Below are 23,478 nucleotides of genomic sequence, written 5' to 3'. Positions count from 1 at the left end.
CGGTTCCTAGGAAATTCGCGAGACAGCCGTGTGACGGTTTCCGGGCCTCTCTCTCCCTGCTCCTCTTCTGTCTTCCCTGCCTTCGCGCCCGCAGCCCTCCCCGGACCATGGGCGACCGCCGGACCGCGGGCGCCTCGGGACCGTGATCGCGGAACGGCGCGCGCGAGCGGCCGCCGGTCGCGGCGCCTCAATCTCGACACGCTGCGCCTCGACATGCTTGATCATCGGATCCGCCGGCTCGCGGGGATCGGCGGCGCCCGTGCCGCGCCCGCGCGGCCGGCATCGCGGCGCCTCTCCACGCAGGGCGTCCACCCCAAGAAGGAACGCCCGTGACGCGCGGCCGTCTCAAGATCGGTGATGCCGGCGATGCCGGCCGGGCGGCCGCCCCTGCCTACGGGGCCGAGCCGGCCCTCGATCTCTCGGGCTCGGACGCCGCGCGGATCGACCGGCGCGAGGTGAACCTGCGCTGGCTCTGCGCCAGCGCGCTCACCGGCCTCACCGGGGCGGGGCTGATCGGGGCGGCGCTCCACGTCTCGCTCCAGGGCCAGGCCTCCTTGGCGGCGATTCCCGAGCGGGCGACGGTGGTGGTGCGCCAGCAGGCGAGCGAGGGCGGCAGCAACGTGGCGCGCAAGGGCGACCGCCTCGTGCGCAACCTGATGATCGCCTCGGCCAAGCAGAGCTTCCGCGCGCCGGTGACGGTGCGCCTCGGCGAGCGCGAGATCATCAAGGTCCGCCCCTTCGTGCGGATCTCCACCGCGCTCTCCCAGTCGACCGGCGTCTTCGCCTCGGACATCCCCCGCTTCGACCCGCTGCGCTTCGTCTCGGACGAGCCCCTGGAGCGCGCGCCCGACGTGAACGGGGCCGCGGACGCGCCGGGCGCCGAGGTGACGGTGGTCAAGCGCGACCTCGCCGAGATCGCCGTCGACTCCGCCGCGCCCGCGCTCAGCGACGACGACGTCGCCGCCCAGGTCGAGGAGGAGCGCCGCATGGCGGCCGAGGCGGGCCGGCGCAGCACCATCCCGATCGCGCCGCAGATCATGCTCTCGCGCACCCTTCAGCAGGCGCCGGCGGGACCCGACTTCGACGGCTCGGCCCGGGCGCCCCAGGACGGCAGCCCGTTCAAGTCGATCGAGGTCCTGGTCGTCCCCGAGAACGTGACCCGCCTGCCCAAGGTCGAGCTGCGCCCGAACGAGGCGCCCCTCGTGGAGGAGCGCGACCTCGCGCTGAAGCGCGGCGACAGCTTCGAGGCGGCCCTGAAGGCGACCGGCCACGCCGGCGACGAGCAGGTCCGCGCGATCGTCGCCGCCCTCGGCGGCCGCGGCCGCACGGGGGCGCTGGCCGAGGGCCAGCAGTTCCGCGTGCAGGTCGCGCCGGGGCCGAAGCCCGGCGACCCCCGCCAGGTCACCCGCGTCATCCTCTACGGGGAGAACGGCATCGAGGGCATCGCGGCGCTCAACGACCGCGGCGCCTTCGTCTCCGTGGCGCCCCCCACCGAGGACGCGCCGGCGCGCGCCAAGGCGCCGGCCGCCGAGAGCGAGGAGGACGAGGAGGGCGGCTCCGGCCCCCGCCTCTACCAGAGCCTCTACGAGACGGCGGCGCGCCACGACTTGCCGCGCTCCACCGTCGAAGACATCGTGCGGGTGTTCAGCTACGACGTCGACTTCCAGCGCCGCATTTCCAGCGGAGACGGGCTCGACGTGTTCTACACCTACGACGAGGATGCGGGCCAGGGCGCCTCCGAGCGGCCGGAGCTCCTCTACGCCTCGCTCAACCTCGGCGGCGAGAGCCGCAAGATCTACCGCTTCCAGTCTCCCGACGACGGCTCGATCGACTTCCTCGACGAGCAGGGCCGCTCGCTCAAGAAGTTCCTGATCCGCAAGCCGATCGCCGACGGCATCCTGCGCTCCGGCTTCGGCTACCGGCGCCACCCGATCCTCGGCTACGCCAAGCTCCACACCGGGGTCGACTGGGCGAACCCGATCGGCACGCCGATCGTGGCGGCGGGCAACGGCACCGTGATCAAGGCCGAGTGGGATTCCGGCTACGGCCGCCGCGTCGAGATCCAGCACATCAACGGCTACGTCACCACCTACAACCACATGTCGCGGTTCGGGCGCGGCATCTCGGCGGGCGCCAAGGTCCGCCAGGGCCAGGTGATCGGCTATGTCGGCTCCACCGGCCTCTCGACCGGCGCGCACCTGCACTACGAGGTCATCATCAACGGCCACTTCGTCGACCCGATGAAGATCCGCGTGCCGCGCGGGCGCGAGCTCGACGGGCGGCTGCTCGCCGAGTTCAAGCGCCAGCGCGAGCAGATCGAGGCCGTGATGCAGAAGTCGAGGAGCGCCACCGCGATGGCGCAGCGCGACGCGATGCGCTGACGGGCGCGGCAGCGCGCGGCCGGGAGCCCTCGCGGCGAGCGGTTTTGTGGCGGGGCCATAAAACTCTCGATTGCATTCCGGCGCGGCTCCGCAAGTATATCCTCCCTTGTGATCCGCCCAAAGGCCGATGCGTCCGGTTGCAGGACTTGTTAAACCTTAGGTCCCATTGTGCCGTGCAGGTCAGGCCGGTCCCCGACGGGCGCCGCTGACCCCGTTGCACGCGGGAGGGTGAGCTGTCGGACGGGAGGACCGGAACGCCCGCGCCGGCCCGGTCCGCCGCGGACCGCTCCGAGACGGTGTCGGCGTGGATCGCGGCGCAGGCCGCCGGGGACTGGCTGCCGCCCGATCTCGAGGCGCGCTACAGGGCGCGGGTGCGGCCGCGCCGCGACGCGCTGATCCGGCTCTGGCTGCTGCTCGTCGCCAGCGTGAACGTGCTGTGCATCCCCGTCGACGCGATGAACCTCGAGGATCATCTCGGGACGATCCTCGTGGCGCGCCTCGTCTTCGGCGCCGGCATCCTGCTCGGGGTGCGGGCCCTGCTCGGGCGGCCGCGGCCGGACTGGCTCGTCGCGCTCGGCGTGATCGCCGCCACCCTGACGATCACCCTCGTCACGGGCTTCCTCGGGCACCTGCGCTCGACGGAGGTGGGGCTGACCTACGACCTCTCGGCGCCGTTCGCGGTGTTCTCGGCCCTGATCTGGCTGCCCGTGGGCGTGCGCACGGCGGCCGCCATGCTGGTCCTCAACCAGGCCGCCTTCGGGCTGCTGATCTGGCGCCTCGACGTCGCCCTCACGACGAAGCTCAGCATCCTGATCTACTATCCGGCCGTGATGCTGGCCGCGACGGTGATGCACCGCTTCGTCGAGATCACGCGGCGCGCGGACTTCCTGCGCGACCTCCTCGGCGCGGCCCAGCAGCGGGAGCTCGCCGAGGCGAACCTGAGGTTGGAGGAGCATGTCCGGCGCGACCCGCTCACCGGGCTCGGCAACCGGCGCGCCTTCGAGGAGGCCCTGCGCGCGGCGCGCGACCCGGAGGATGCCGGCTTCGGTGGGGACCTCGCGGTGCTGATCCTCGATGTCGACCATTTCAAGCTCTACAACGACCTCTACGGGCACCAGGGCGGCGACGCCTGCCTGCGCGCGGTCGCCGAATGCCTGTCCGCCGAGGTGCGGGCGCCGGTGCGGCTCGCGCGCTACGGCGGCGAGGAGTTCGTCCTGGTGGCCCCCGGCCTCGGCCCGCACGAGGCGGGACGCCTCAGGGAGCGCCTGCGCGCCGCGGTGGAGGCCGCGGCCATCCCGCACGCCGCCCACGCGCTCGGCCGGGTGACGATCAGCGTCGGCTTCGCCGCGGACGGGCCCGGAGGCCGGCTGACGGGGCGGGAGCTGACGGAACGGGCCGACCTCGCCCTCTACGCGGCCAAGCGTGCGGGCCGGAACCTCTGCCGGGGCTACGAGCCTCCCGCGGCGGGTCCCCTTCCCCGGGCCGCCTGAGGGCGCGTTCGCAGAGAGGCGCTACCGGCCGACGTCGTCGGGAAATCCGAGCTGCGCCCGGATCCCGGCGGGCGCCGTGCCGGCCGCCCGCAGGTCGGCGAGGGAGGCCGAGCCCCGCGACTTGGCGAGCTTGGCGCCCGCCTCGTCGAGGATCAGGACGTGGTGGTGGTAGCGCGGGCCGGTGAGGCCGAGGAGGCGCTGCAGGAGGGCGTGAAGGTCCGTCGCGGCCTCGAGGTCGCGGCCCCGCACCACGTGCGTGATGCCCTGGTCCGCGTCGTCGAGGACGACCGAGAGGTGGTAGCTCGTCGGCACGTCGCGGCGGCCGATCAGCGCGTCGCCCCAGCGGGCGGGATTGGCCGCGACCCGGCGCTCGCCGCCCTCCGGATCGAAGGCGGCGAAGGCGTGCGGGCCGGGCTCGGCCTCGAGCGCGCGGGCCATGTCGAGGCGCCAGGCGTGCGGCTCGCCGGCGGCGCGGCGGGCGTCCACCTCGCCCGGGAGCAGCTGGCGGCAGGTGCCGGGATAGAGCGGCACGCCGTCGGGGTCCGCCGCCACGGGCCGCCCGGCGGCGGCGAGCGCCGCCACGCGGGCCGAGACGGCCCCGCGCGAGCAGAAGCACGGGTAGGCGAGGCCGCGCCGGGCAAGCCCGCCGAGGGCGTCGCGGTAGGTCGCCATGTGCTCGGATTGCCGGCGCGGGGGCTCGGGGAAGCGCAGGCCGAGCCAGGCGAGGTCGTCGACGAGTCCCGCCACGAGCTCCGGCCGCGAGCGGACCGGGTCGATGTCCTCGATGCGCAGCAGCAGGCGCCCGCCGAGGCGGCGCGCGATCGCGGCGTTGAGGAGGGCCGAGTAGGCGTGGCCGAGATGGAGCCGGCCGTTCGGGCTCGGCGCGAAGCGGAGGAGCGGCGCGCTCACCCGCCGGCGCGGCGCAGGCAGCGCGGCACGTCCGGCGTGCAGGCGATGCCGGGCAGCGAGCAGGCCGGGCCCTCGGGCAGGCGCTGGCAGACCCGGCAGCCGTCGCTCCACTCGAGGCAGGCCATGTCGCCGGCGGGCTCGGGCCCGGATACCGGACCGTGCGCCGTGCGGCCGGGCACCAGCGCGCCGACGAGGACGGTGGCGGCGACGAGCCCCGCGAGCGCGGCGACGACGAGGCCGTCCCGCGATGCCGCCTTCGAATCCGGGTTCGTCGGGTCCGCCATGCGGCCCTGTTCGCGCAGACCGGCCCCGCCTGTCAACGCGAGCCTCAGGCCGCCCGCCGCTCGAGGAGGCCGGGGAGCGCCTTGAGGTTGAGGGGCTTGGCGAGGAAGCCGTCGAAGCCGGCCGCGCGTGCGGCCCGCTCGTCCTCGCGCCCGGCATTGGCCGTCAGCGCCACGAGGTGGAGCGGCGGCCCGCCGGAGGCGGCCTCGGCGGCGCGGATGCGCCGGGCGGTCTCCAGCCCGTCGAGGCCGGGCATGCGGATGTCGATGAGGGCGAGGTCGAACGGGGCGCGGGTCTCCCCCGCCTCGGCGAGCCGCGCCAGCGCCTCCACCCCGTCGCGGGCCAGGACGACGCTGGCGCCGAGGCGCTCCAGGGCCTTGCCGGCGAGCAGCGCGTTGATCGGGTTGTCCTCGGCCAGCAGCACGCGGGCGCCGCAGCGCGGGCCCGCCGCCTCCCGCGGGGCCGCGTTCGGGCCGGCGTCGATCGGCGGCGCGGGCGCGAGCAGGCGGTCGAACAGGGAGCGGGCCCGCACGGGCTTGATCAGGTAGCTGTCGAAGCCCGCCGCGTGGGGCGCGCCGAACTCGCGCCGGTCGAAGGGCGAGAGCAGGATCAGGCTGCAGCGGACCCCGCAGCGCCGCGCCTCGTCGGCGAGCCGCCGCACGGCCGCGTCCCCGAGGGCCCGGTCGGCGATGAGCGCGTCGAAGCCCGCGCCCGCCAGCGCGTCGAGGCCCGCCTCGACGCTCGCCACCGTCACGGCCGCGGCGCCGGAGCGCGAGAGGCGCCGGGCGAGGTAGGGCGCCTGGAAGGGGGAATCGGCCACGATCAGGATGCGGCGGTCGTCGAGGATGACGCCCGCGGGCGGCTCGGCCTCCTCCGCCTCGGGCAGCGGCAGCACGACCCGGAAGGTCGAGCCGCGCCCGACCTTCGAGACCGTCTCGATCCGCCCGCCCATCCGCGCCACGAGGCGCCGGGTGATGGCGAGGCCGAGGCCGGTGCCCTCGTGCGGGCGGCTCGCGCTGCCGTCGCCCTGCTCGAATTCCTCGAACAGGAGCGGGATGCGGTCCTCCGGGATGCCCGGGCCGGTATCGGCGATGGCGAGCGCCAGCCCCTCGCCGGCGCGGGTGAGCGTGACGCCGACGCCGCCGCGCTCGGTGAACTTGATGGCGTTGCCGGCGAGGTTGATCAGGATCTGGCGGACGCGGTCGGCGTCGCCGATCACGCGGGGGTTGAGATCGTCGGCGACGTCGAGGGCGATCTCGATCCCCTTGTCCTGGGCGCGGGGGGCGAGCAGCTCGACCACGCCCTCGGTGAGGGCGGCGATGTCGAAGGGCTCGGCGGCGAGGTCGAGCCGGCCCGCCTCGATGCGCGAGAAGTCGAGGATGCCGTCGATCAGCGTCAGCAGCGCCTTGCCGCTCGTGCGCACCGACTCGACGTAGGTGCGCTGCTCCGGGTCGAGCCCGGTGTCGAGGACGAGGTCGGCCATGCCGAGGATGCCGTTGAGCGGCGTGCGGAACTCGTGGCTGACGGTGGCGAGGAAGCGGGACTTGGCGACGTTGGCCGCCTCGGCCCTGGCGAGCGCCCCGTCGAGGGAGCGCGCGGCCTCGACGCGGGCGGTGATGTCGTAGCCCGCGCGCAGCCACTGCACCGGCCCGTCCGCGCGGGCGACCGGCATCTCCACGAAGGAGAACCAGCGCGGCTGCCCGTCGACGGGCAGCACCCGCGCCTCCAGGCGGCGCACGCCGTCCGGCCCGCGGCCGACCGGCCCCTGCTCCAGGAGCTCCAGGTCGAGGGTGGCGCCGATGAGGTCCAGGGGCGCGCGCCCGAGCAGGCGCGCGAAGCCGTCGTTGGCGAAGGTGACGCGCCCGAGCGCGTCGCGCTGGACGATGACCTCCATGGTCGCCTCGACGAGGGCCCGGTAGCGCTCCTCGCTCTCCGAGATCCGCCAGATCCGGTCGTGCAGGTCCTCGAGGCCCGGCTCCTCCCGGCACGACGGCCGCCCGCGCCAGACCAGGGCCGCGAGGCTGAAGCCGGCGGCGAGGAGGGCGAGGACGAGGGCGATGTCCTTGAGGTCCATGGCGGTCTCTTCCGGCGCGGGTCGCGACGGTCAGAGACGGAGGATCGCAGGCCCGCCTGAAGGAGCGGTTGGGAAAGGTGCTTAGGGAAGAGTTGCCGCTGTGCGGAGGATTTTCCCGAACTCGGGAGAGCCGCGGACGGGCGCCCTTCAGCGCCGCATCCGGTCGGCCGGGCCGATCGCGCATTGCTGGATCAGGAGCGCCACGAGGCCCGACCAGCCGGTCTGGTGGGAGGCGCCGAGGCCGCGGCCCGTGTCCCCGTGATAGTACTCGTAGAACAGGACGTGGTCGCGGAAATGCGGGTCGTCCTGCTCGATGCGGCTGTCGCCGTAGACCGGGCGGCCGGCGGGGCCGCGGGTCGAGAGGCCGACGAGGCGCCGCGACAGGTCGTCGGCGATCTCCTGCAGCGAGAGGGTCCGCCCCGACCCGGTCGGCGCCTCCACCCGGAAGTCCGGCCCGTAGTAGCGGTGGAACCGGTGCAGGCTCTCGATGAGCAGGTAGTTGACCGGCATCCAGACCGGGCCGCGCCAGTTCGAGTTGCCCCCGAACAGCCGCGAGCGCGACTCGGCCGGCTCGTAAGCGAGGCCGAGGTCGCGCCCCGCGTAGGGGAAGCAGAAGGGCGCGGCGGCGTAGACCCGCGAGACCGCGCGCACGCCGTGCTCCGAGAGGAACTCGTCCGGGTCGAGCATCCGGCGCAGGAGCGCCTTGAGGCGGTGCCCGCGCAGAAGCGAGAGCAGGGCCGTGCGGCCCTGGCCGGGCTCGTTCCAGCGCGAGACGAGGCGGGCGAGGTCGGGCCGGTTCACGAGGAAGAAGCGCAGGCGCTCGAGGAGCCCCGGCAGGCGCTCCAGATCCGCCTCCGAGAGCACGGCGACCGCGAAGATCGGGATGAGCCCGACCATGGTGCGGGCCCGGATCGGCCGGCGCTCGCCCTCCGCCGTCTCGATCACGTCGTAGAAGAATCCGTCCTCCTCGTCCCACACCCCCTCGCCGGTCGCCGCCGCGATCAGCAGGAAGTGCTCGAAGAACTTCTGGGCCATGTCCTCGTAGGGCGGATCATCGGGGGCGATCTCGATGGCGATGCGCAGCATGTTGAGCGCGAACATCGCCATCCAGGCGGTGGCGTCGGACTGCGTGAGCGTGTCGCCGTTCGCGAGCGGCTTCGAGCGGTCGAAGATGCCGATGTTGTCGAGGCCGAGGAAGCCGCCCTGGAACAGGTTGCGCCCGGCCGCGTCCTTGCGGTTGACCCACCAGGTGAAGTTCAGGGCGAGCTTGTTGAAGGCGCGCTTCAGGAAGGCGTGGTCGGGCACGCCGGTGAGCGCCCGGTCGAGCTCGAACACCCGCCAGGCCGCCCAGGCGTGGAGCGGCGGGTTGGCGTCGGAGAAGCCCCATTCGTAAGCCGGCAAAGCGGCGTTCGGGTGCGTGTAGGCCTCGTCGATCAGGAGGAGGATCTGGCCCTTGGCGAAGTCGGGGTCGATCATCGCCAGCACGAGGCTCTGCAGGGCGAGGTCCCAGGAGGCGAACCAGGGATATTCCCAGGCGTCCGGCATCGAGACGATGTCGTTGGCGCGCACGTGCGCCCAGTCGCTGTTGCGGCCGGCCTTGCGGGACTCAGGGGGGGCCGGCTGGGCCGGGTCGCCGGCGAGCCACTCGCGCACGTCGTAATGGTAGAGCTGCTTCGACCAGAGCATGCCGGCGAGCGCCTGCCGCTGCACGGCGCGCAGGTCCGGATCGGCGATGCCCGTCTGGAGCGCGGCGTAGAAGGCGTCGGCCTCCGCCGCGCGCTCGGAGAAGACCGCGTCGAAATCCGCGAAGGGATCGTCCGCCGCGCCGGCCGGGCGGAAGCGCAGGCGCAGGGTCCGGCTCTCGCCCGGGCCGAGATCGAGCCGGTGGAGCGCGGCGCACTTGGTGCCGCGACGGGCCGGGTTCACGGCCGCCGCCTCGCCCTCCACGACCCGGCGCCCGATCCCGTCCTTGTAGAAGCCCCGGGGGTCGCCGACGCCGAAGAGGCGGGGCTCGTTGGTGTCGTTCTCGGTGAAGAGGAGTTCGGCCGGCCCCTCGACGCAGAGGCGCATCGGAGGCAGCACCGGGTGCAGGGCGCTCACCGTGCCCGCGCCCTCGGCGGAGAGCTCCGGCCGCAGCGCGCCCTCCCGCCAGGACCAGACGTTGCGGGCGAAGAGCTGCGGCAGCACGTCGAGCCGGACCGGGTCGGGGCCGCGGTTCGACACGGTGACCCGCATCAGGATGTCGTCCGGCTCGGCCTTGGCGTAGGCGATCTCCACGTCGCAGTAGCGGCCCTCCGCGAAGAGCCCCGTGTCGAGGAGCTCGAATTCCGGGTCGTCGAGACCGCGCGCCCGGTTCTCGGCGAGCAGCCGCTCGTAGGGGTAGGCGGCGTGCGGGTACTTGTAGAGCATCCGCATGAAGGCGTGGGTCGGGACACCGTCGAGGTAGTAGTAGAGTTCCTTGACGTCCTCGCCGTGGTTGCCCTCCTGGTTGGTGAGGCCGAACAGGCGCTCCTTCAGGATCGGGTCGCGCCCGTTCCAGAGGGCGAGCGACAGGCACCAGTCGAGGTGGGTGTCGCCGAAGCCGCCGATCCCGTCCTCGCCCCAGCGGTAGGCGCGCGAGCGGGCGTGGTCGTGGGGCAGGTAGTCCCAGGCGTCGCCGCCCGCGCTGTAATCCTCCCGCACGGTGCCCCACTGGCGCTCGCTGAGGTAGGGCCCCCAGCGCCGCCACGCGGGATCGGTGCGGGCGAGCGCGAGGCGGGCGCCCTCCGCCGTGTCGAAGATGCGGGGCGCCTCGCAGGCGTCGGATCTCGGGTCGGGCATGGGCGGGTCCGGTCTCGCTTCGGCCGATGCCGGGCCATATGGGCCGCGCGCGGCCCGCGCCCACGCGCCGGCCGCGAGGGTCGGGTAGCGCGCGGGCGCGCTTCACGGGCGCGTCCCGATGGTGTAGGCGCGGCGGCTTGATCCCGTCCCGGCCCCGGGCCGGACGCCCGAGACCGCAAGCGATGACGAGCCGCATCGAAGCCACCTTCGCCCGCTGCCGCGCGGAAGGCCGCGCCGCCCTCGTGACCTACGTGATGGCGGGCGACCCCGACCCCGAGACCTCCCTGAAGGTGCTGGAGGCCCTGCCCCGCTCCGGCGCCGACATCGTGGAGTTCGGCCTGCCCTTCACGGACCCGATGGCGGACGGGCCGGCGATCCAGGCGGCGGCCCTGCGCGCACTGAAGGCGGGCCAGAACGTCGCGCGGACCCTCGACCTCGTGCGCCGCTTCCGGAGCGGCAACGGCGAGACGCCCGTGATCCTGATGGGCTACTACAACCCGATCTACGCCTACGGCGTCGACCGCTTCCTCGCGGACGCCCTGGAGGCCGGCATCGACGGGCTCATCGTCGTCGACCTGCCGCCGGAGGAGGACGACGAGCTCTGCCTGCCGGCGCTCGGCAAGGGCCTCGCCTTCATCCGGCTGGCCACGCCGACCACCGACGAGCGCCGCCTGCCGGCCGTGCTCGCGAACACGGCGGGCTTCGTCTACTACGTCTCGATCACCGGCATCACCGGCACGGCGACGCCGGATTTCGGGAAGGTCTCGGACGCGGTCGCCCGCATCCGCCGCCACACCGACCTGCCGGTGGTGGTGGGGTTCGGCGTGAAGACGGGCGCGCACGCGGCCGCGATCGCCAGGGGCGCGGACGGCGTCGTCGTCGGCTCGGCCCTCGTCGACGCGCTGTTCCGCTCCCTCGACGCCGAGGGCGAGGCGCAGGGCGGCAGCGTCGAGGCGGTCTCGAGGCTGGTGCGCGAACTCGCGGACGGCGTGCGCTCGGCCGCCGCCTGAGGACGGCCACACTGGCGGGCTAGGGGCGCGCCACCGATATCATCTTCGGCTCAGAGCGAACGGCGCTTCATGATGGTGGAACCGATGAACTGGATCTCGGAGGTCGTGCGCCCCAAGATCAAGACCCTGTTCAAGCGCGAGACCCCGGAGAACCTCTGGATCAAGTGCCCGGACACGGGCCAGATGGTGTTCCACAAGGAGGTGGAGGGGAACCACTGGGTGATCCCCGGCTCCGAGCACCATCTGAAGATGAGCGCCCAGGCGCGCCTGAAGATGATGTTCGACGAGGGCACCTGGATCGACGTGCCGCTGCCGGAGGTCGCGCCGGACCCGCTCAAGTTCCGCGACGAGAAGCGCTACGTCGACCGCCTCAAGGAGGCGCGCACCAAGACCGGCATGGCCGACGCCTTCAAGATCGGCTTCGGCCGAGTCGGCGGCATCCCGATGACGCTCGCCGTGCAGGAATTCGGCTTCATGGCGGGCTCGCTCGGCATGGCGGCGGGGGAGGCCTTCATCCGCGGCGCCGAGACGGCGCTCGACAAGCGCACGCCCTACGTCCTGTTCTCGGCCTCGGGCGGCGCCCGCATGCAGGAGGGCATCCTCTCGCTGATGCAGATGCCGCGGACGACGGTCGCCCTGCGCCGCCTCAACGCGGCCAAGCTCCCCTACATCGTGGTGCTGACGAACCCGACCACCGGCGGCGTCACCGCCTCCTACGCCATGCTGGGCGACGTGCACCTCGCCGAGCCCGGCGCCCTGATCTGCTTCGCCGGGCCCCGCGTCATCGAGCAGACGATCCGCGAGAAGCTGCCGGACGGCTTCCAGCGGGCCGAGTACCTGCGCGAGCACGGCATGGTCGACCAGGTGGTGCACCGCCACGCCCTCAAGGAGACGGTGGCCCGCCTCTGCGGCCTCCTGATGAACATGGGCCCGGACGCCGCCCGCGCGGCGGCGCCCGCGCAGGCGCCGGCCGCGCAGCCCGAGCCGGCCTGACAGCACGCGACACGAGACCGCGACACGAGCCATGGACTCCTCCGACGCGCTGATGGCGCGCTTCCTCGCCCTGCATCCGCGCACGATCGACCTGTCGCTCGGGCGAATCGAGGGACTGCTCGCCAAGCTGAACCATCCCGAGCGGCGCCTGCCGCCGGTGATCCACGTGGCCGGCACCAACGGGAAGGGCTCGACCATCGCCTTCATGCGGGCGATCCTGGAGGCGGGGGGCTTGGCCGCCCACGTCTACACCTCGCCCCACCTCGTGCGCTTCCACGAGCGCATCCGGCTCGGCGCCATCGGCGGCGGCCAGTTCGTCGGCGAGGACCGCCTCGCCGACGCCTTCGCCCGCTGCGAGGCCGCCAACGGCGGCGACCCGATCACGGTCTTCGAGATCACCACGGCCGCGGCCCTGCTGCTCTTCTCCGAATCGCCCGCCGACGTGCTCCTGCTCGAGGTCGGCCTCGGCGGCCGCGTCGACGCCACGAACGTCATCGACCGGCCGGCCGCCGCGGTCGTCACCCCGATCGGGCGCGACCACGCCGAGTATCTCGGCGACACGGTCGAGGCCGTGGCGGGGGAGAAGGCCGGCATCTTCAAGCGCGGCTGCCCGGCGGTGATCGCCGCGCAGGACTACGCCGAGGCCGACGCGGTGCTCTGCCGCCACGCCGCGCGCGTCGGCGCCACGCCCGTCCTCGTCGGCAACCAGGACTTCTCGGTGCACGAGGAGCGCGGGCGCCTCGTCTTCCAGGACGAGACCGACCTGTTCGACCTGCCCAAGCCCCGGCTGATCGGTCGCCACCAGCTCACCAACGCGGGCACCGCCATCGCGGCCCTGCGGGCGGCGGGCTTCGGCGACATCGGCACGGCGGCGCTCGAGACGGGCCTGCGCCAGGTCGACTGGCCGGGCCGCCTGCAGCGGCTGAGCCGGGGCCGCCTCGCCGCGCTCGTCCCGGCGGGCGCCGAGCTCTGGCTCGACGGCGGCCACAACATCGACGGCGGACGCATCCTCGCGGCGGCGGCGGCCGATCTCGGCGAGCGCAGCGACGTGCCCCTCGTCCTGATCGTGGGCCTCCTCGGCACCAAGGACGCGGAAGGCTTCCTGCGCAACTTCGTGGGCCTGTCGCGGGCCCTCATCGCCGTGCCGATCGCCGGCCAGATGGCGGCGCGCCCGGCCGAGGAAGTCGCCGGGATCGCGGCCGGAGTCGGGCTCAACGCCCGAACCGCCCCGAGCGTCGAGGCGGCCCTGTCGCTCATCGGCGACATCGCCTTCGAGCAGCCGCCGCGCATCCTGATCTGCGGCTCGCTCTACCTCGCGGGCGCGGTGCTGACCGCCAACGGCACGCCTCCGGTCTGACCGGAGGCGCGAGACTTCAACCGTGAAGTGCAGGTGCCGCGGGGCGGCGCGGATGTGCCGTCCTCGACCTCCCGCGACGACCGTGGTGCCGCGATCCCCGTTCTCCACCGCCCCCGCGCGCAAGTTGTCGAGTGCCGATCGGTGTGGCCTCAGCGCTACATCTTAACTGTGGAAAATCCCGTAGTTTCGCCACCGATCGGGCATAATGCTGGGGATCAAAAAGTGAAAAAGCTTCTCTCGACACTCGCCGCCTTCACGGCGCTCACCGCGGCGGCTTCGGCCGCCGACCTGCCGCGCCGCGCTGCGCCGCCGGTCTTCACGCCGGTTCCGGTCTTCACCTGGACGGGCTTCTACGCCGGTTTCAACGCCGGTTACGCGTTCGACGTCAGCAGCAACGCTGCCAACGGCTTCACCCAGACGCTGACCAACCCGGTCACGCTGACGGGCCCCGGCGGCGCGCCGGTCGCCACCTCCATCCTGCCGCTCGGCGCCACGCTTGCCTACCGCAACGCGGACCGTGACGGTTTCTCGGGCGGTGGTCAGATCGGCTACAACTACCAGTTCACGCCGGGCTCCGGTGTGGTCGTCGGTATCGAGGCTGACGCCCAGTACCTCGACTTCGGCGCTCGCCGGAACAACCGCTTCACCACGAACGCGCCCATCGGCACGATCAACCCGAACTTCGTCCCGGTGAACGGCGTGCTCAGCACGCTCGACTTCTTCGGCACCGTTCGCGGCCGCATCGGTTACGCCTTCGACCGCGTCCTGTTCTACGGCACCGGCGGTTTCGCCTACGCTTCGGGCGACAGCCGCCTGAACCAGTTCGCGAACGTCGCCCGCGGCGACGACTTCCTCACCGGCTGGACCGTCGGTGGCGGCGTCGAGTACGCGCTCCCGACCGACTCGTTCCTGAACTTCTTCCGCTCCTCGGCGGTGACGCTCAAGGTCGAAGGTCTGTACGTGAACCTCGACCAGGGTCGGGCCACCAACCTCCCGATCGTCGGCGGCCTCAACACGGTCGGCGGCCTCGTCCCGGTCTACAACACCCTCGGCACCGTCCGTCGCGACAGCGAGTTCGCCGTCGTCCGCGCCGGCCTCAACTACAAGTTCGGCACCTACTAAGCCGAACATCGGGTCTTGAAACCAGGGAAGCCCGGCCGCGAGGCCGGGCTTTTCCGTTTGGGCGGCCCTGCGGCGCTCCCAATCCGTCACATAGGCCCGTCACGGCGGCCCGCCGCGATTCGGAAACCGTGTCCCGGACATGAAAAAGCCCGGCCTCGCGGCCGGGCTTCTCGCGTTCGAGCGGTGCGCGCGCAGGAGCCGCGCGCCGTCAAGCCGAGGCGGTCTGGATCCAGCGGGAGAGGTCGCCCTTCGGCGCCGCACCGACCTTCTGGTCGACGCGCTGGCCGTTCTTGAACAGCAGCAGCGTCGGGATCGAGCGGATGCCGTACTGCGAGGCGATGCCCGGGTTCTCGTCGACGTTCACCTTGGCGATCTTCACGCGGCCCTGAAGGTCCGCGGAGATCTCCTCCAGCGCGGGGCCGATCTGCCGACAGGGGCCGCACCACTCCGCCCAGAAATCCACGACGACCGGCTCGGCGGACTGAAGCACGTCCTGCTCGAAGCTCGCGTCGGTCACTTTCACCGTCGCCATCACTAACCCTTTCCGGTTTCGCGGCCGGAGGACGTCTCCGAAGGGACCCTCGCCGCGACTGCGGCAGAATTGGCGACGGCCCCGCGCATGGTCAAGGCACCGTGCGGCGCGGGCAGGCCAGGGACGCGCCGCGCTCATGAAGCGCCGCCCAGTCCGGCCGCGCCGCGCAGCCCGGCCCGGCAACCTGGGCCGAATCGTCTCGGTCCGCGCCCTCAGGCCTCGCCGTCGGGAGCGTCGCGCCCCATCTCCCCGCCCATCGGCCGCCGCCGGGCGGCGCCCGTCCTCAGCCTCGAGGCCGGACCGACCGCGCTTCGACGCGGCCGGCAACGCCCCACGACAGAGGCGGACCGCATGGAGGAACACCGCACGTGACGCGCATCCATCCCACCCTGCTCGCCACCGTCGCCGCGCTGAGCCTCAGCCTGCCGGCCCTCGCCCAGAACGCCGCCCCCGAGGCGCGCCCCTCCCGGGTGGAGGGCGAGGCCTTCACGGCGCCGAGCGCCGAATCGGCCGGCTCCGTGCCCGCGGAGACCGCGGAGCCGAACACGGGCTACAAGCCGCTCCTGCCGAACCAGACCCGCGCCCCGAAGCCCGCCGAGGCGGCGCGCGTGGACGTCGCGACCGTGGCCAAGGGGCTGGCCAGCGCCTGGGCGATGGAGTTCCTGCCGGACGGGCGGATGATCGTCACCGAGAAGGCGGGCAAGATCCGCATCGTGGGCAAGGACGGCAAGATCGGGGCGCCCGTCGCCAACGTGCCGAAGGTCGATTCCCGTGGCCAGGGCGGCCTCCTCGACATCGCTCTGAGCCCCGGATTCCGGAACGACCGCACGGTCTATGTCAGCTACTCGGAGCCCCGCGAGAAGGGCAACGGCACGACGCTGGCCAAGGCGGTGCTCACCGAGAGCGGCGACGGCGGCAAGCTCGAGAACGTCAAGGTCATCTTCCGGCAGATGCCGACCTACGACGGCGACAAGCACTTCGGCTCGCGGATCGTCTTCACGCCGGACGGCAAGCTGTTCCTCACGGTGGGCGAGCGCTCGGACAAGCAGCCCCGCGTCCAGGCCCAGGACCTGTCGAGCGGGCTCGGCAAGGTCTTCCGCCTCGACACGGACGGCAATGCGCCCAAGGACAACCCCTATGTCGGCAGCGAGAAGGCGCTGCCGGAGATCTGGTCCTACGGGCACCGGAACGTGCAGGGCGCGACCCTCGACGGCCAGGGCCGGCTCTGGACGATCGAGCACGGACCCCGCGGCGGCGACGAGCTGAACCGGCCCCGCCCCGGCGTGAACTACGGCTGGCCGACCGTGACCTACGGCATCGAGTACTCGGGCGAGAAGATCGGCGAGGGCATCACGCAGGCCGGCGGCACCGCGCAGCCCGTCTACTACTGGGACCCGGTGATCGCGCCCTCCAGCCTCGCCTACTACGACGGCTCCCTGTTCCCGGCCTTCAAGGGCAACTTCCTGGCGGGCGGGCTGATCTATCCCGGCCTCGTGGTGCTCAAGCTCGACGGCGACAAGGTCGTCACCGAGGAGCGCATCGAGCTCGGCGACCGCATCCGCGACGTGAAGGTCGGCCCGGACGGGGCGATCTACGCGGTCACGGACGGGCCGGACGGCAAGATCCTGAAGCTCACGCCCAAGAACCGCGAAGGCTGACCGCGAAGGCTGACCGCGAGGGCTAACCGCGAGGGCTGACCGCGATACCCCGGAGCGCCTCGGCGATCTCGGCCTCGCCGAGGCGCCGGATCGCGGGGCCCGAGGTCCAGACCAGCATCGGCACGATGCGGTGATCCGGGTAGACCCGGCCGAGCAGGGCCGCGTAGAGGGCGATCTGGGCGGCCTCGGCCCGCGGCAGCGGCCCGTCCGCCTCGGGCGGGCGGCCGGTCTTGAAGTCGGCGAGCCAGACCGTCCCGTCCCGGACGGCGAGCCGGTCGACCCGGCCGTAGACGGGGCGCTCGGCGCCCTCCGCCAGCACCCGCCCCGACAGCGTCACCTCGGCCCGCGCCTCGCGGGCGAAGAGCGGCGCGAGGTCGGGCTCGTCGATGAGGCGCAGCGCCGCCTGCGCGATGGCGCGGCGCTTCGGCTCGGGCAGGCCCGGCGCGCGCGCCCGCACGAAGGTGGCGGCGGCTTCCGCCCGGCGCGCCGGGTCGAGCCGCGGCAGGTGCTCCAGGAGCGCGTGGATCAGCACGCCGCGGCGGCGCGCCTCGGCGTCCGCGAGGCGGCGCTCGCCCCCGCGCTGCCCGTCCGCGGCCCGCAGGCTGCCGGACGGGCTGAGCGGCGGCGCGGCGTCCGTCTCGGGGCGGACCGGCTTGCGCAGCCACGCCGGCAGCGGCGGCGGCGCGGCCGGGTTCGCGGCGGCGGCGAGGCTCAGGGCGGCGTCCTCGCCGTCCCGCCACAGGGTCACGGAGCCGTAGGCGGTCTCGACCGTCTCGCCGGGACCGAGCTGGCGCTCGAGGCCGGCCTGCACCATCCGGCACCACGCGGTCTCGCCGGCCTCGGTGCGCCCGCGATAGGGCGCGATGACGAGGCGGTCGGCGGCGCGCGTCATGGCGACGTAGAGCAGGCGGTTGTGCTCCTCGCGGGCCCGCGCCTGGATCTCGGTCCGGGCCGCCGCGGTCGCCGCGCAATCGTAGGCCCGGGCGCTCGACCAGACCGGCGGCAGCGGGCGCGCGCCCTCGGCCGACGGCATGGCGATGAGCGGCGGGTCGTTCCGGCCGAGGGGCTCGCAGCCGTCGATCACCACGACGACGGGCGCCTCCAGGCCCTTGGCGCCGTGCACGGTCATCACCCGCACCTCGTCGCGGCCCGCCTCGAGGTCGCGCTTGACCGTGTGGCCGCCGTCCCGCGCGGCGAGCCCCACGTAGCGTGCGAGGAAGCCGCCGAGGGAAGGGGCGTCGCTGCCCTGCTCGGCCTGCGCCGCGGCCGCCAGGAACACGTCGATGGCGTCGCCCGCCTCGCCACCGAGGCGCGAGACGAGGGCGGCGCGCCCGCTCATCGGCCCGAGGAGCGCGGCGTAGAAGCCGAACGGCCCGTGCGCGGCGGCGAGCCGGATCCAGCCGGCGAGGGCCTCCCGGCCGCGGATCGCGGCCGGATCGCCGGCCTCCGCGTGGCGGTGGAGCGCGTCCTCCAGCGTCTCGGAGAGGTCGCGGCGGGCCGCGATCCGCACCAGGTCCTCGTCGGTCAGCCCGACGAGGGGCGTCTTGAGGGCGGTGGCGAGGGTCAGGTCGTCGGCGGGCAGGAGCCCGGCCCGGCCCGCGGCCACGAGGTCGTTGACCGCGATGTGGGCGGCGACATCGAGCCGGTCCTGGCCGGCCACGGGCACGCCGAGGCCCTTGAGCGAGCGGATCACCTCCTCGAAGGCGGTGCCGCGCTTGCGCACGAGGATCAGGATCTCGCCGGGCGAGCGGCGGCGCCCGCGCTCGTCCCCGCTCGTGATCCAGGTCTTCACGGCGCGGGCGATGCGGCGGGCCGTGCGGATCGCCGGGGCGTTCGTCTCCGGCGCGTCGACGGGGGCGGCCCAGGCGTCGGGCTCCACCTCGTCGGCGGGCTCCTCGACGCACCAGAGCTCGACGGCGCCGGCCTCCTGCCCGCGGGCGGAGGCGTGGACCGTGCCGGTGGCCGCGTCGTCGAAGGAGAGGCCGCGGTAATGGTCGGGCAGCGCGAAGGTGGCGTCCACCGCCCGCAGCACGCCGCTGGCCGAGCGGAACGAGAGGGTCAGCCCGACATCGGCGAAGGCGTGCTCGGCCTCGCGCGATTCCCGCGCCCAGGCGCGCCGGGTCACCTCGAACTCGCGGGGCTCGGCGCCTTGGAAGCTGTAGATCGACTGCTTGGGGTCGCCCACCGCGAAGCGGGTGCGCAGGACCGGGCGGGCGCCCGCGCCCGCCGCGAACTCGGCCGTGATCCGGCGCAGGATCTCCCATTGGTGCGGGTTGGTGTCCTGCGCCTCGTCGATGAGGACGTGGTCGACGCCGCGGTCGAGCTTGTACAGCACCCAGGAGGCGCCGACTCGCGAGAGCAGGTCGAGGGTCTTGTGGATGAGGTCGTCGAAGTCGAGCGCCCCGAGCCGGGCCTTCTGCGCCTCGACGCGGCGGTGGATCTCGGCCGCGAGGGTGAACAGCGCCCGGGTGCGGGCGTGGGCGCGGGCCGCCCGCAGGCGCTCGAACAGGGCCTCCAGGCGGTCGCGCTCGGCGACGAGCGCCTCGCGCAGCGCCTCCGGCACCGCCTTGGTGCCGAGGCTCTTGGCCGCTTTCGGCTCGTCCTTCTGCGTGAAGAAGACCGAGCGGTAGGTCTCGATCGCGCCGACCGGGTCGTCCGCCCCGAGCGCCCGGCTCGCCTCGAGGAGGGCGTCGGCGAGGCCCTCGTCCGTGCTCTTGCCGGTGCGCAGGGCCTCCGCCTGACCGGCGAGGTCGGACAGCCCGTCGAGGATGCGGGCCTCGATGTCCCGCGCGTTCTCCTCGGCCGCAAGCCCGAGGGAGGCCGAGAGCGCCGAGAAGAGCGGGTCGAGGCCGTCCCGGTGGCCGAGGATGTGGCGGGCCTGGATGGCGGAGCGGATCGCCTTGCGCAGCGCGTCGCCCGCCGCCTCCGGCGCCACCAGGGCGTGCGCCTCGCTCAGGTGCGGGTGGAGGCCGCCGATCGCGTCGGCCAGCACGTTGTCGGTCTCGACCGCGAAAGCCTCGCGGGACTGGTTCTCGTCGAGGACGACGAAGCGGGCCGGCACGTTCGCCTCGAAGGGGAACATGTGCAAGAGCCGCTCGCACAGGGCGTGCAGCGTCTCGATCTTGAGGCCGCCCGGCGTCTCGACAGCGCGGGCGAACAGGCGCCGGGCCGCCTCCAGCCTGCGGCGCGTCGGCCGCTCGCCGGTGAGCTCCGTCAGTTCCCCGGCGAGCGCCGCGTCGTCGAGGGTCACCCAGCGGCCGAGGCGCTGGAAGACGCGGATCGACATGTTGGCGGCCGCCGCCTTGGTGAAGGTGAGGCAGAGGATGCGCCCCGGGGCCGCCCCGTCGAGGAGGAGGCGGACCACCCGGTCGGTGAGCACCTTGGTCTTGCCGGCGCCGGCGTTGGCCGAGACCCAGGCGGAGGCGCGCGGGTCGGCCGCCCGGCGCTGCGCGTCGAGCGTCAGCGCGTCGACGAGGAAGGGCGTGCTGCGGCCGGACATCAGCCCTCCTCCTCGCCGCCGAGCGACCATTCGAGCACGCGCGCGAGGTGGTCGTAGTCGCCGTAGGCGCGGGCGTATTTCGGGTAGGGCCGCGAGACGTAGGCCGCCTCGCCGGTGAGGAATCGGGCGATCAGGCCGCGCAGGCGCTCGGCGTGCTCGGCGACGATGGCCTCGACCGGGCGCGCGTCGCCCCGCGGCGGCTTCACGGGGACGGGCTGGAACGGCTTCCGGCCGCCGGACGCGTAGAGGTAGAGGAGGTCGGGCGTGTCCTTCGCCGGCGGCACGCCGTCGAAGGCGCCGGCCATCAGCATGGCCGCCTCCAGCGTGAGCTGGGGCGAGAAGCCCGCGAAGACCTCGCGGGCGCTCGGCGGCGCGCCCGTCTTGAAGTCGACGATGCAGGCGCCCCCGTCGCGCCGCCGCTCGATCCGGTCGGCCCGGGCGCGCAGGGTGAAGGTCTCGGACCCCATCGGGATGACCCAGCGGCCCGAGATCTCCGGGTGCACGCGGGCGAGCCCCGACCGGCGCTGCGCCTCCCAGGGCAGGTAGGCCGCCGCCATCCGCTCGTAGCGGGGCCACCACTCCGCGTAGAGCTCGGGGTAGACGTCCTGGATCGGGCCGAAGGCGTTGAGCGCGAGGGCGAAGAGCTGCTCCTCCGCCCGCTCCGGCAGGCCCTCGGGATGGGCCTGCGCGAAGGCGCCGAGGATCGCGTGGATCAGCGTGCCGCGCTCGCTAGCGCCGGGCAGGGCCGCCACCGGCTCCAGCGGGTCGAGGCCGAGCACGTGGCGGGCGAAGATCGTGTAGGGGTCGCGCACCAGGGTCTCGATCTCGGTGACGCTGAGGGTGCGCGGGAACAGGGCCGGGTCGGCCTTCGGCTTCGGCTGGGTCAGGCGCGGCTGCGGCGGCTCGGCGGCGCCGTCGAGGGCGGCGGCGTAGGCCGAGAAGCGCCGGCCGCGCCCGAGCGCGCCCTGCCAGGCCTCCTCGCCCACGAAGGCGCGCATCCGCTGCAGGAATCGCGAGGGCACGGTCGGCGCGCCCTCGCGCTTGGCCGAGCGGGTGATCACCGCGTCGCGGGTGCCCAGAGCCTGCACGAAGTCGTGCGCGCTCTGGCCGATGCGCCTCTCCGGCGGGTTGAGGCCGACGCGCTCGCGCATCGGCCGGTTGAGGAAGGCGTCCGTGACCGTCTTCATCGGCCAGACGCCCTCGTCGAGGCCGCCGAGCACCACCCGGTCGACGCTGAGGAGGCGTGCCTCCAGGAGGCCGAGGATGCGCAGGCGCGGGTGCGGCGCGGCGACGGCGCAGGGCACCACGCGCTCGCGGGCGAGCGCCGTGAAGAAGGCCGGGTAGTCGCCGAAGCGGCCGGGCAGCAGGCCGGAATCGGCGAGTTCGAGATCGTCGAACAGGCTGTCGAGGCAGGCGAGCGAGGGGTCGGGCTCGGCCTCGGGCGCGTCGTCCGGCCCGAGGATCAGCCAGTCGCAGGTCTCCCGGTGGCGGGCCGCCACGGCGACGAGGTCGCAGACGCCGCGGGCGTCCTCGCCGGGGAAACCCGCGAAGGCCAGCGTCAGCCGCTCCACCAGCGCCTCGGCGAGGTCCCAGTCGACGGGCTTCAGGCGGCGCTTGGCGCGCGGGCGCCGCTCGCCCTCCCGGGGCGCACGCGCCTCGGCGAGGGCGCGGCGCAGGCCCGCGAACCCCGGCGCCGGGGCGGGGCCGCGCAGCACGCCGATCTCCAGGGCGGCGGCGCCCCGCACCACCTCCGCGCGGTCGAGCCCGAGCCGCACGAGCGGGTGGGCGAGGAGCGCGATCAGGCGCGCCGGGTGCAGCTCGGCGGCGAGCTCCGCCGCGAGCCGCGCGAGGCGCCCGGCCGGGCTCTGCGCGAGCGCCAGGCCGGCCGAGTCCTCGGCCACGATGCCCCAGCGGGCGAGTTCCGCCGCGACCCGGGTCGCGAGCCCGCGGTCCGGGGTGACGAGGGCCGCGGTGGCGCCGGGGCTCTCCAGGGTCTCGCGCAGGGCGATCGCGGCGACCAGCGCCTCCTCGCGCTCGTCCGCCGCCTCGGCGACCGCGACGTCCGCGAGGCCGCGGGCCGCGATGTCGACGCGAAGATCCGCATCGATCCGGGCCCAGGCGTCGGTGGTCTCGGCCGGCCGCAGGGCCTCGGAGAGGAGGCGGGCGCGCGCCGCGAGGTCGGGAGCGGGCGCGCCGAGGGGCGCCACGGCCTCCCGCGGGAGCCGCAGCCCGCCGGGGCCGAGCAGGCGGTGCAGCACCGCCTGCGGGTGGCCGTGGGCGATCTGCCGCTCGAAGCCCTCGCCGGTCTCGATCGCGTCCCAGCCGCCGGCCTCGAGGTCGCGGTCGAGGCCGGGCAGCACCACCGCCCCGCGGGGGAGAGCGGCCACCGCCGCGATCAGCCGGGCGGTCGCCGGGACCGAGCCGGTGGAGCCCGCCACCACGACCGGATCGGCCGGGCGCTCGCGGACCAGCCGCTCGGCCTCCGCGAGCACCAGCCGGCGCGCCCGGGAGACGGGATCGCTCAGGCCCCGCTCGGCCAGGATCCGCGGCCAGTTCTCGGCGGCGATGCGCACGAAATCGAGGGTCAGGCCGAAATACTGCGAGTACTCGGCCTCGACGGCGCTGCCGATCTCGGACCAGGGCAGCCCCTCGACGGTGAGCGCGTCCATGAGCCGCTCGAGGTCGCCCGCGAGGCCGACCGCGTCCGAGGGCGAGGAGGGGACGAGGAAGGGCACGTCGTCGTCGATGGGCAGGAGCTTGCGGTCGACGGTCTCGGCCCAGGCCTGGACGAGGCGGGCGAGGATGAGGCGCCGCTCCAGCGGCGGCATCGAGGGATTGAGCGCGTCCGGCCCGTTCTCGAGGAGCGGGTTGGCGGCGAGATCGAGCTCCGCCTCGTCCGCCTCGCCGAGGGGGATCATGCGCGGCAGCAGCGCGGCCTCGCCGAGGCGCTCGGCCAGGACCGTGCCGAGCGCCCGCGCGGCGCGGCGGGTCGGCAGGTAGACCGTGACGGCGGCGAGCGCCATCGGGTCGGCCCCGAGGTCGCCGACGAGCCGACCGTCGATCAGGGCCTCCGCCAGCGCCGGCAGGAACGGCGCGCCGGGCGGGACGGTGAAGACGCGGGCGTCGGGCACGGACCGGGCGCGGGCCACCTCTCCCGTCCGGGAGAGGGACGGGGTGAGGGGTTCGCCGTGTCCGGAAGGGTCGCATCCCTCACCCGGTCCGCGTGCCGCGGACTCGACCTCTCCCGGACGGGAGAGGTGGGGCGTCGAGTCCGCTTCGGGAGCGCAGAGATCGCTGTCGGCCGGTAACACCACCACGTCCTCGAACCGCCTTCCGATCGCCGTCGCCGAT

Annotated in this window: 14 protein-coding genes; 7 read left to right on the top strand and 7 right to left on the bottom strand. The window is 74.0% G+C overall.

All coding sequences use genetic code 11. The features are described 5' to 3' along the window. The first annotated feature begins 329 nt into the window (after positions 1–329). Complete coding sequence (locus MOX02_RS07960; RefSeq protein WP_373866723.1) at positions 330–2,381, top strand: M23 family metallopeptidase; 2,052 nt, start codon at positions 330–332, stop codon at positions 2,379–2,381. 296 nt (positions 2,382–2,677) lie between these two features. Next, positions 2,678–3,871 (top strand): GGDEF domain-containing protein, encoded by a 1,194-nt coding sequence (locus MOX02_RS07955; protein WP_147025271.1) that lies wholly within the window; start codon positions 2,678–2,680, stop codon positions 3,869–3,871. 21 nt (positions 3,872–3,892) lie between these two features. Here MOX02_RS07955 and gluQRS read toward each other — a convergent pair whose 3' ends face one another. The 4 genes from gluQRS to MOX02_RS07935 all read right to left on the bottom strand — a co-directional run bounded on the left by gluQRS (position 3,893) and on the right by MOX02_RS07935 (position 9,956). After that, the gene (gene gluQRS / locus MOX02_RS07950) at positions 3,893–4,780 is read right to left on the bottom strand and encodes a tRNA glutamyl-Q(34) synthetase GluQRS (protein WP_147025270.1); all 888 of its coding nucleotides are present in this window, start codon (positions 4,778–4,780) and stop codon (positions 3,893–3,895) included. Beyond that, complete coding sequence (locus MOX02_RS07945; protein ID WP_147025269.1) at positions 4,777–5,064, bottom strand: hypothetical protein; 288 nt, start codon at positions 5,062–5,064, stop codon at positions 4,777–4,779. The genes gluQRS and MOX02_RS07945 overlap by 4 nt, the downstream gene beginning before the upstream one ends. A 44-nt stretch (positions 5,065–5,108) precedes the next feature. After that, complete coding sequence (locus MOX02_RS07940; RefSeq protein ID WP_147025268.1) at positions 5,109–7,136, bottom strand: ATP-binding protein; 2,028 nt, start codon at positions 7,134–7,136, stop codon at positions 5,109–5,111. A 147-nt stretch (positions 7,137–7,283) separates the two neighbouring features. Next, positions 7,284–9,956: an MGH1-like glycoside hydrolase domain-containing protein gene (locus MOX02_RS07935; protein WP_147025267.1), complete on the bottom strand. Its 2,673-nt coding sequence runs from the start codon at positions 9,954–9,956 to the stop codon at positions 7,284–7,286. Between the two features lie 182 nt (positions 9,957–10,138). Between MOX02_RS07935 and trpA the strand changes: the two genes are divergently transcribed. The 4 genes from trpA to MOX02_RS07915 all read left to right on the top strand — a co-directional run bounded on the left by trpA (position 10,139) and on the right by MOX02_RS07915 (position 14,438). Then, positions 10,139–10,966, top strand: coding sequence for a tryptophan synthase subunit alpha (gene trpA, locus MOX02_RS07930; protein WP_147025266.1), 828 nt, complete (start codon positions 10,139–10,141; stop codon positions 10,964–10,966). A 72-nt stretch (positions 10,967–11,038) separates the two neighbouring features. After that, complete coding sequence (gene accD / locus MOX02_RS07925) at positions 11,039–11,959, top strand: acetyl-CoA carboxylase, carboxyltransferase subunit beta (RefSeq protein WP_238179404.1); 921 nt, start codon at positions 11,039–11,041, stop codon at positions 11,957–11,959. Positions 11,960–11,990: 31 nt separating this feature from the next. Then, positions 11,991–13,316 carry a bifunctional folylpolyglutamate synthase/dihydrofolate synthase gene (locus MOX02_RS07920; RefSeq protein WP_147025264.1) on the top strand — a complete coding sequence of 442 codons (1,326 nt, stop codon included), beginning with the start codon at positions 11,991–11,993 and terminating at the stop codon, positions 13,314–13,316. Between the two features lie 222 nt (positions 13,317–13,538). Then, positions 13,539–14,438 (top strand): outer membrane protein, encoded by a 900-nt coding sequence (locus MOX02_RS07915; RefSeq protein ID WP_147025263.1) that lies wholly within the window; start codon positions 13,539–13,541, stop codon positions 14,436–14,438. A gap of 208 nt (positions 14,439–14,646) precedes the next feature. Here the strand turns inward: MOX02_RS07915 and trxA are convergent, their stop codons facing one another. Continuing rightward, positions 14,647–14,970: a thioredoxin gene (gene trxA / locus MOX02_RS07910; protein WP_147025262.1), complete on the bottom strand. Its 324-nt coding sequence runs from the start codon at positions 14,968–14,970 to the stop codon at positions 14,647–14,649. 368 nt (positions 14,971–15,338) lie between these two features. Between trxA and MOX02_RS07905 the strand changes: the two genes are divergently transcribed. Beyond that, the gene (locus tag MOX02_RS07905; protein ID WP_147025261.1) at positions 15,339–16,628 is read left to right on the top strand and encodes a PQQ-dependent sugar dehydrogenase; all 1,290 of its coding nucleotides are present in this window, start codon (positions 15,339–15,341) and stop codon (positions 16,626–16,628) included. A gap of 22 nt (positions 16,629–16,650) precedes the next feature. On the opposite strand, the gene addA is transcribed toward MOX02_RS07905, so the two are convergent. Next, a complete protein-coding gene (addA, locus tag MOX02_RS07900) occupies positions 16,651–20,127 on the bottom strand; it encodes a double-strand break repair helicase AddA (RefSeq protein WP_147025260.1) in 3,477 nt (1,158 codons plus the stop codon). Continuing rightward, complete coding sequence (addB, locus tag MOX02_RS07895; RefSeq protein WP_147025278.1) at positions 20,127–23,258, bottom strand: double-strand break repair protein AddB; 3,132 nt, start codon at positions 23,256–23,258, stop codon at positions 20,127–20,129. Before addB ends, addA begins: the two co-directional genes overlap by 1 nt. Positions 23,259–23,478 lie beyond the last annotated feature (220 nt).

The organism is Methylobacterium oxalidis (assembly GCF_007992195.1).
GTDB lineage: Bacteria > Pseudomonadota > Alphaproteobacteria > Rhizobiales > Beijerinckiaceae > Methylobacterium > Methylobacterium oxalidis.
This window is presented reverse-complemented; position numbering and strand designations above follow the sequence as displayed.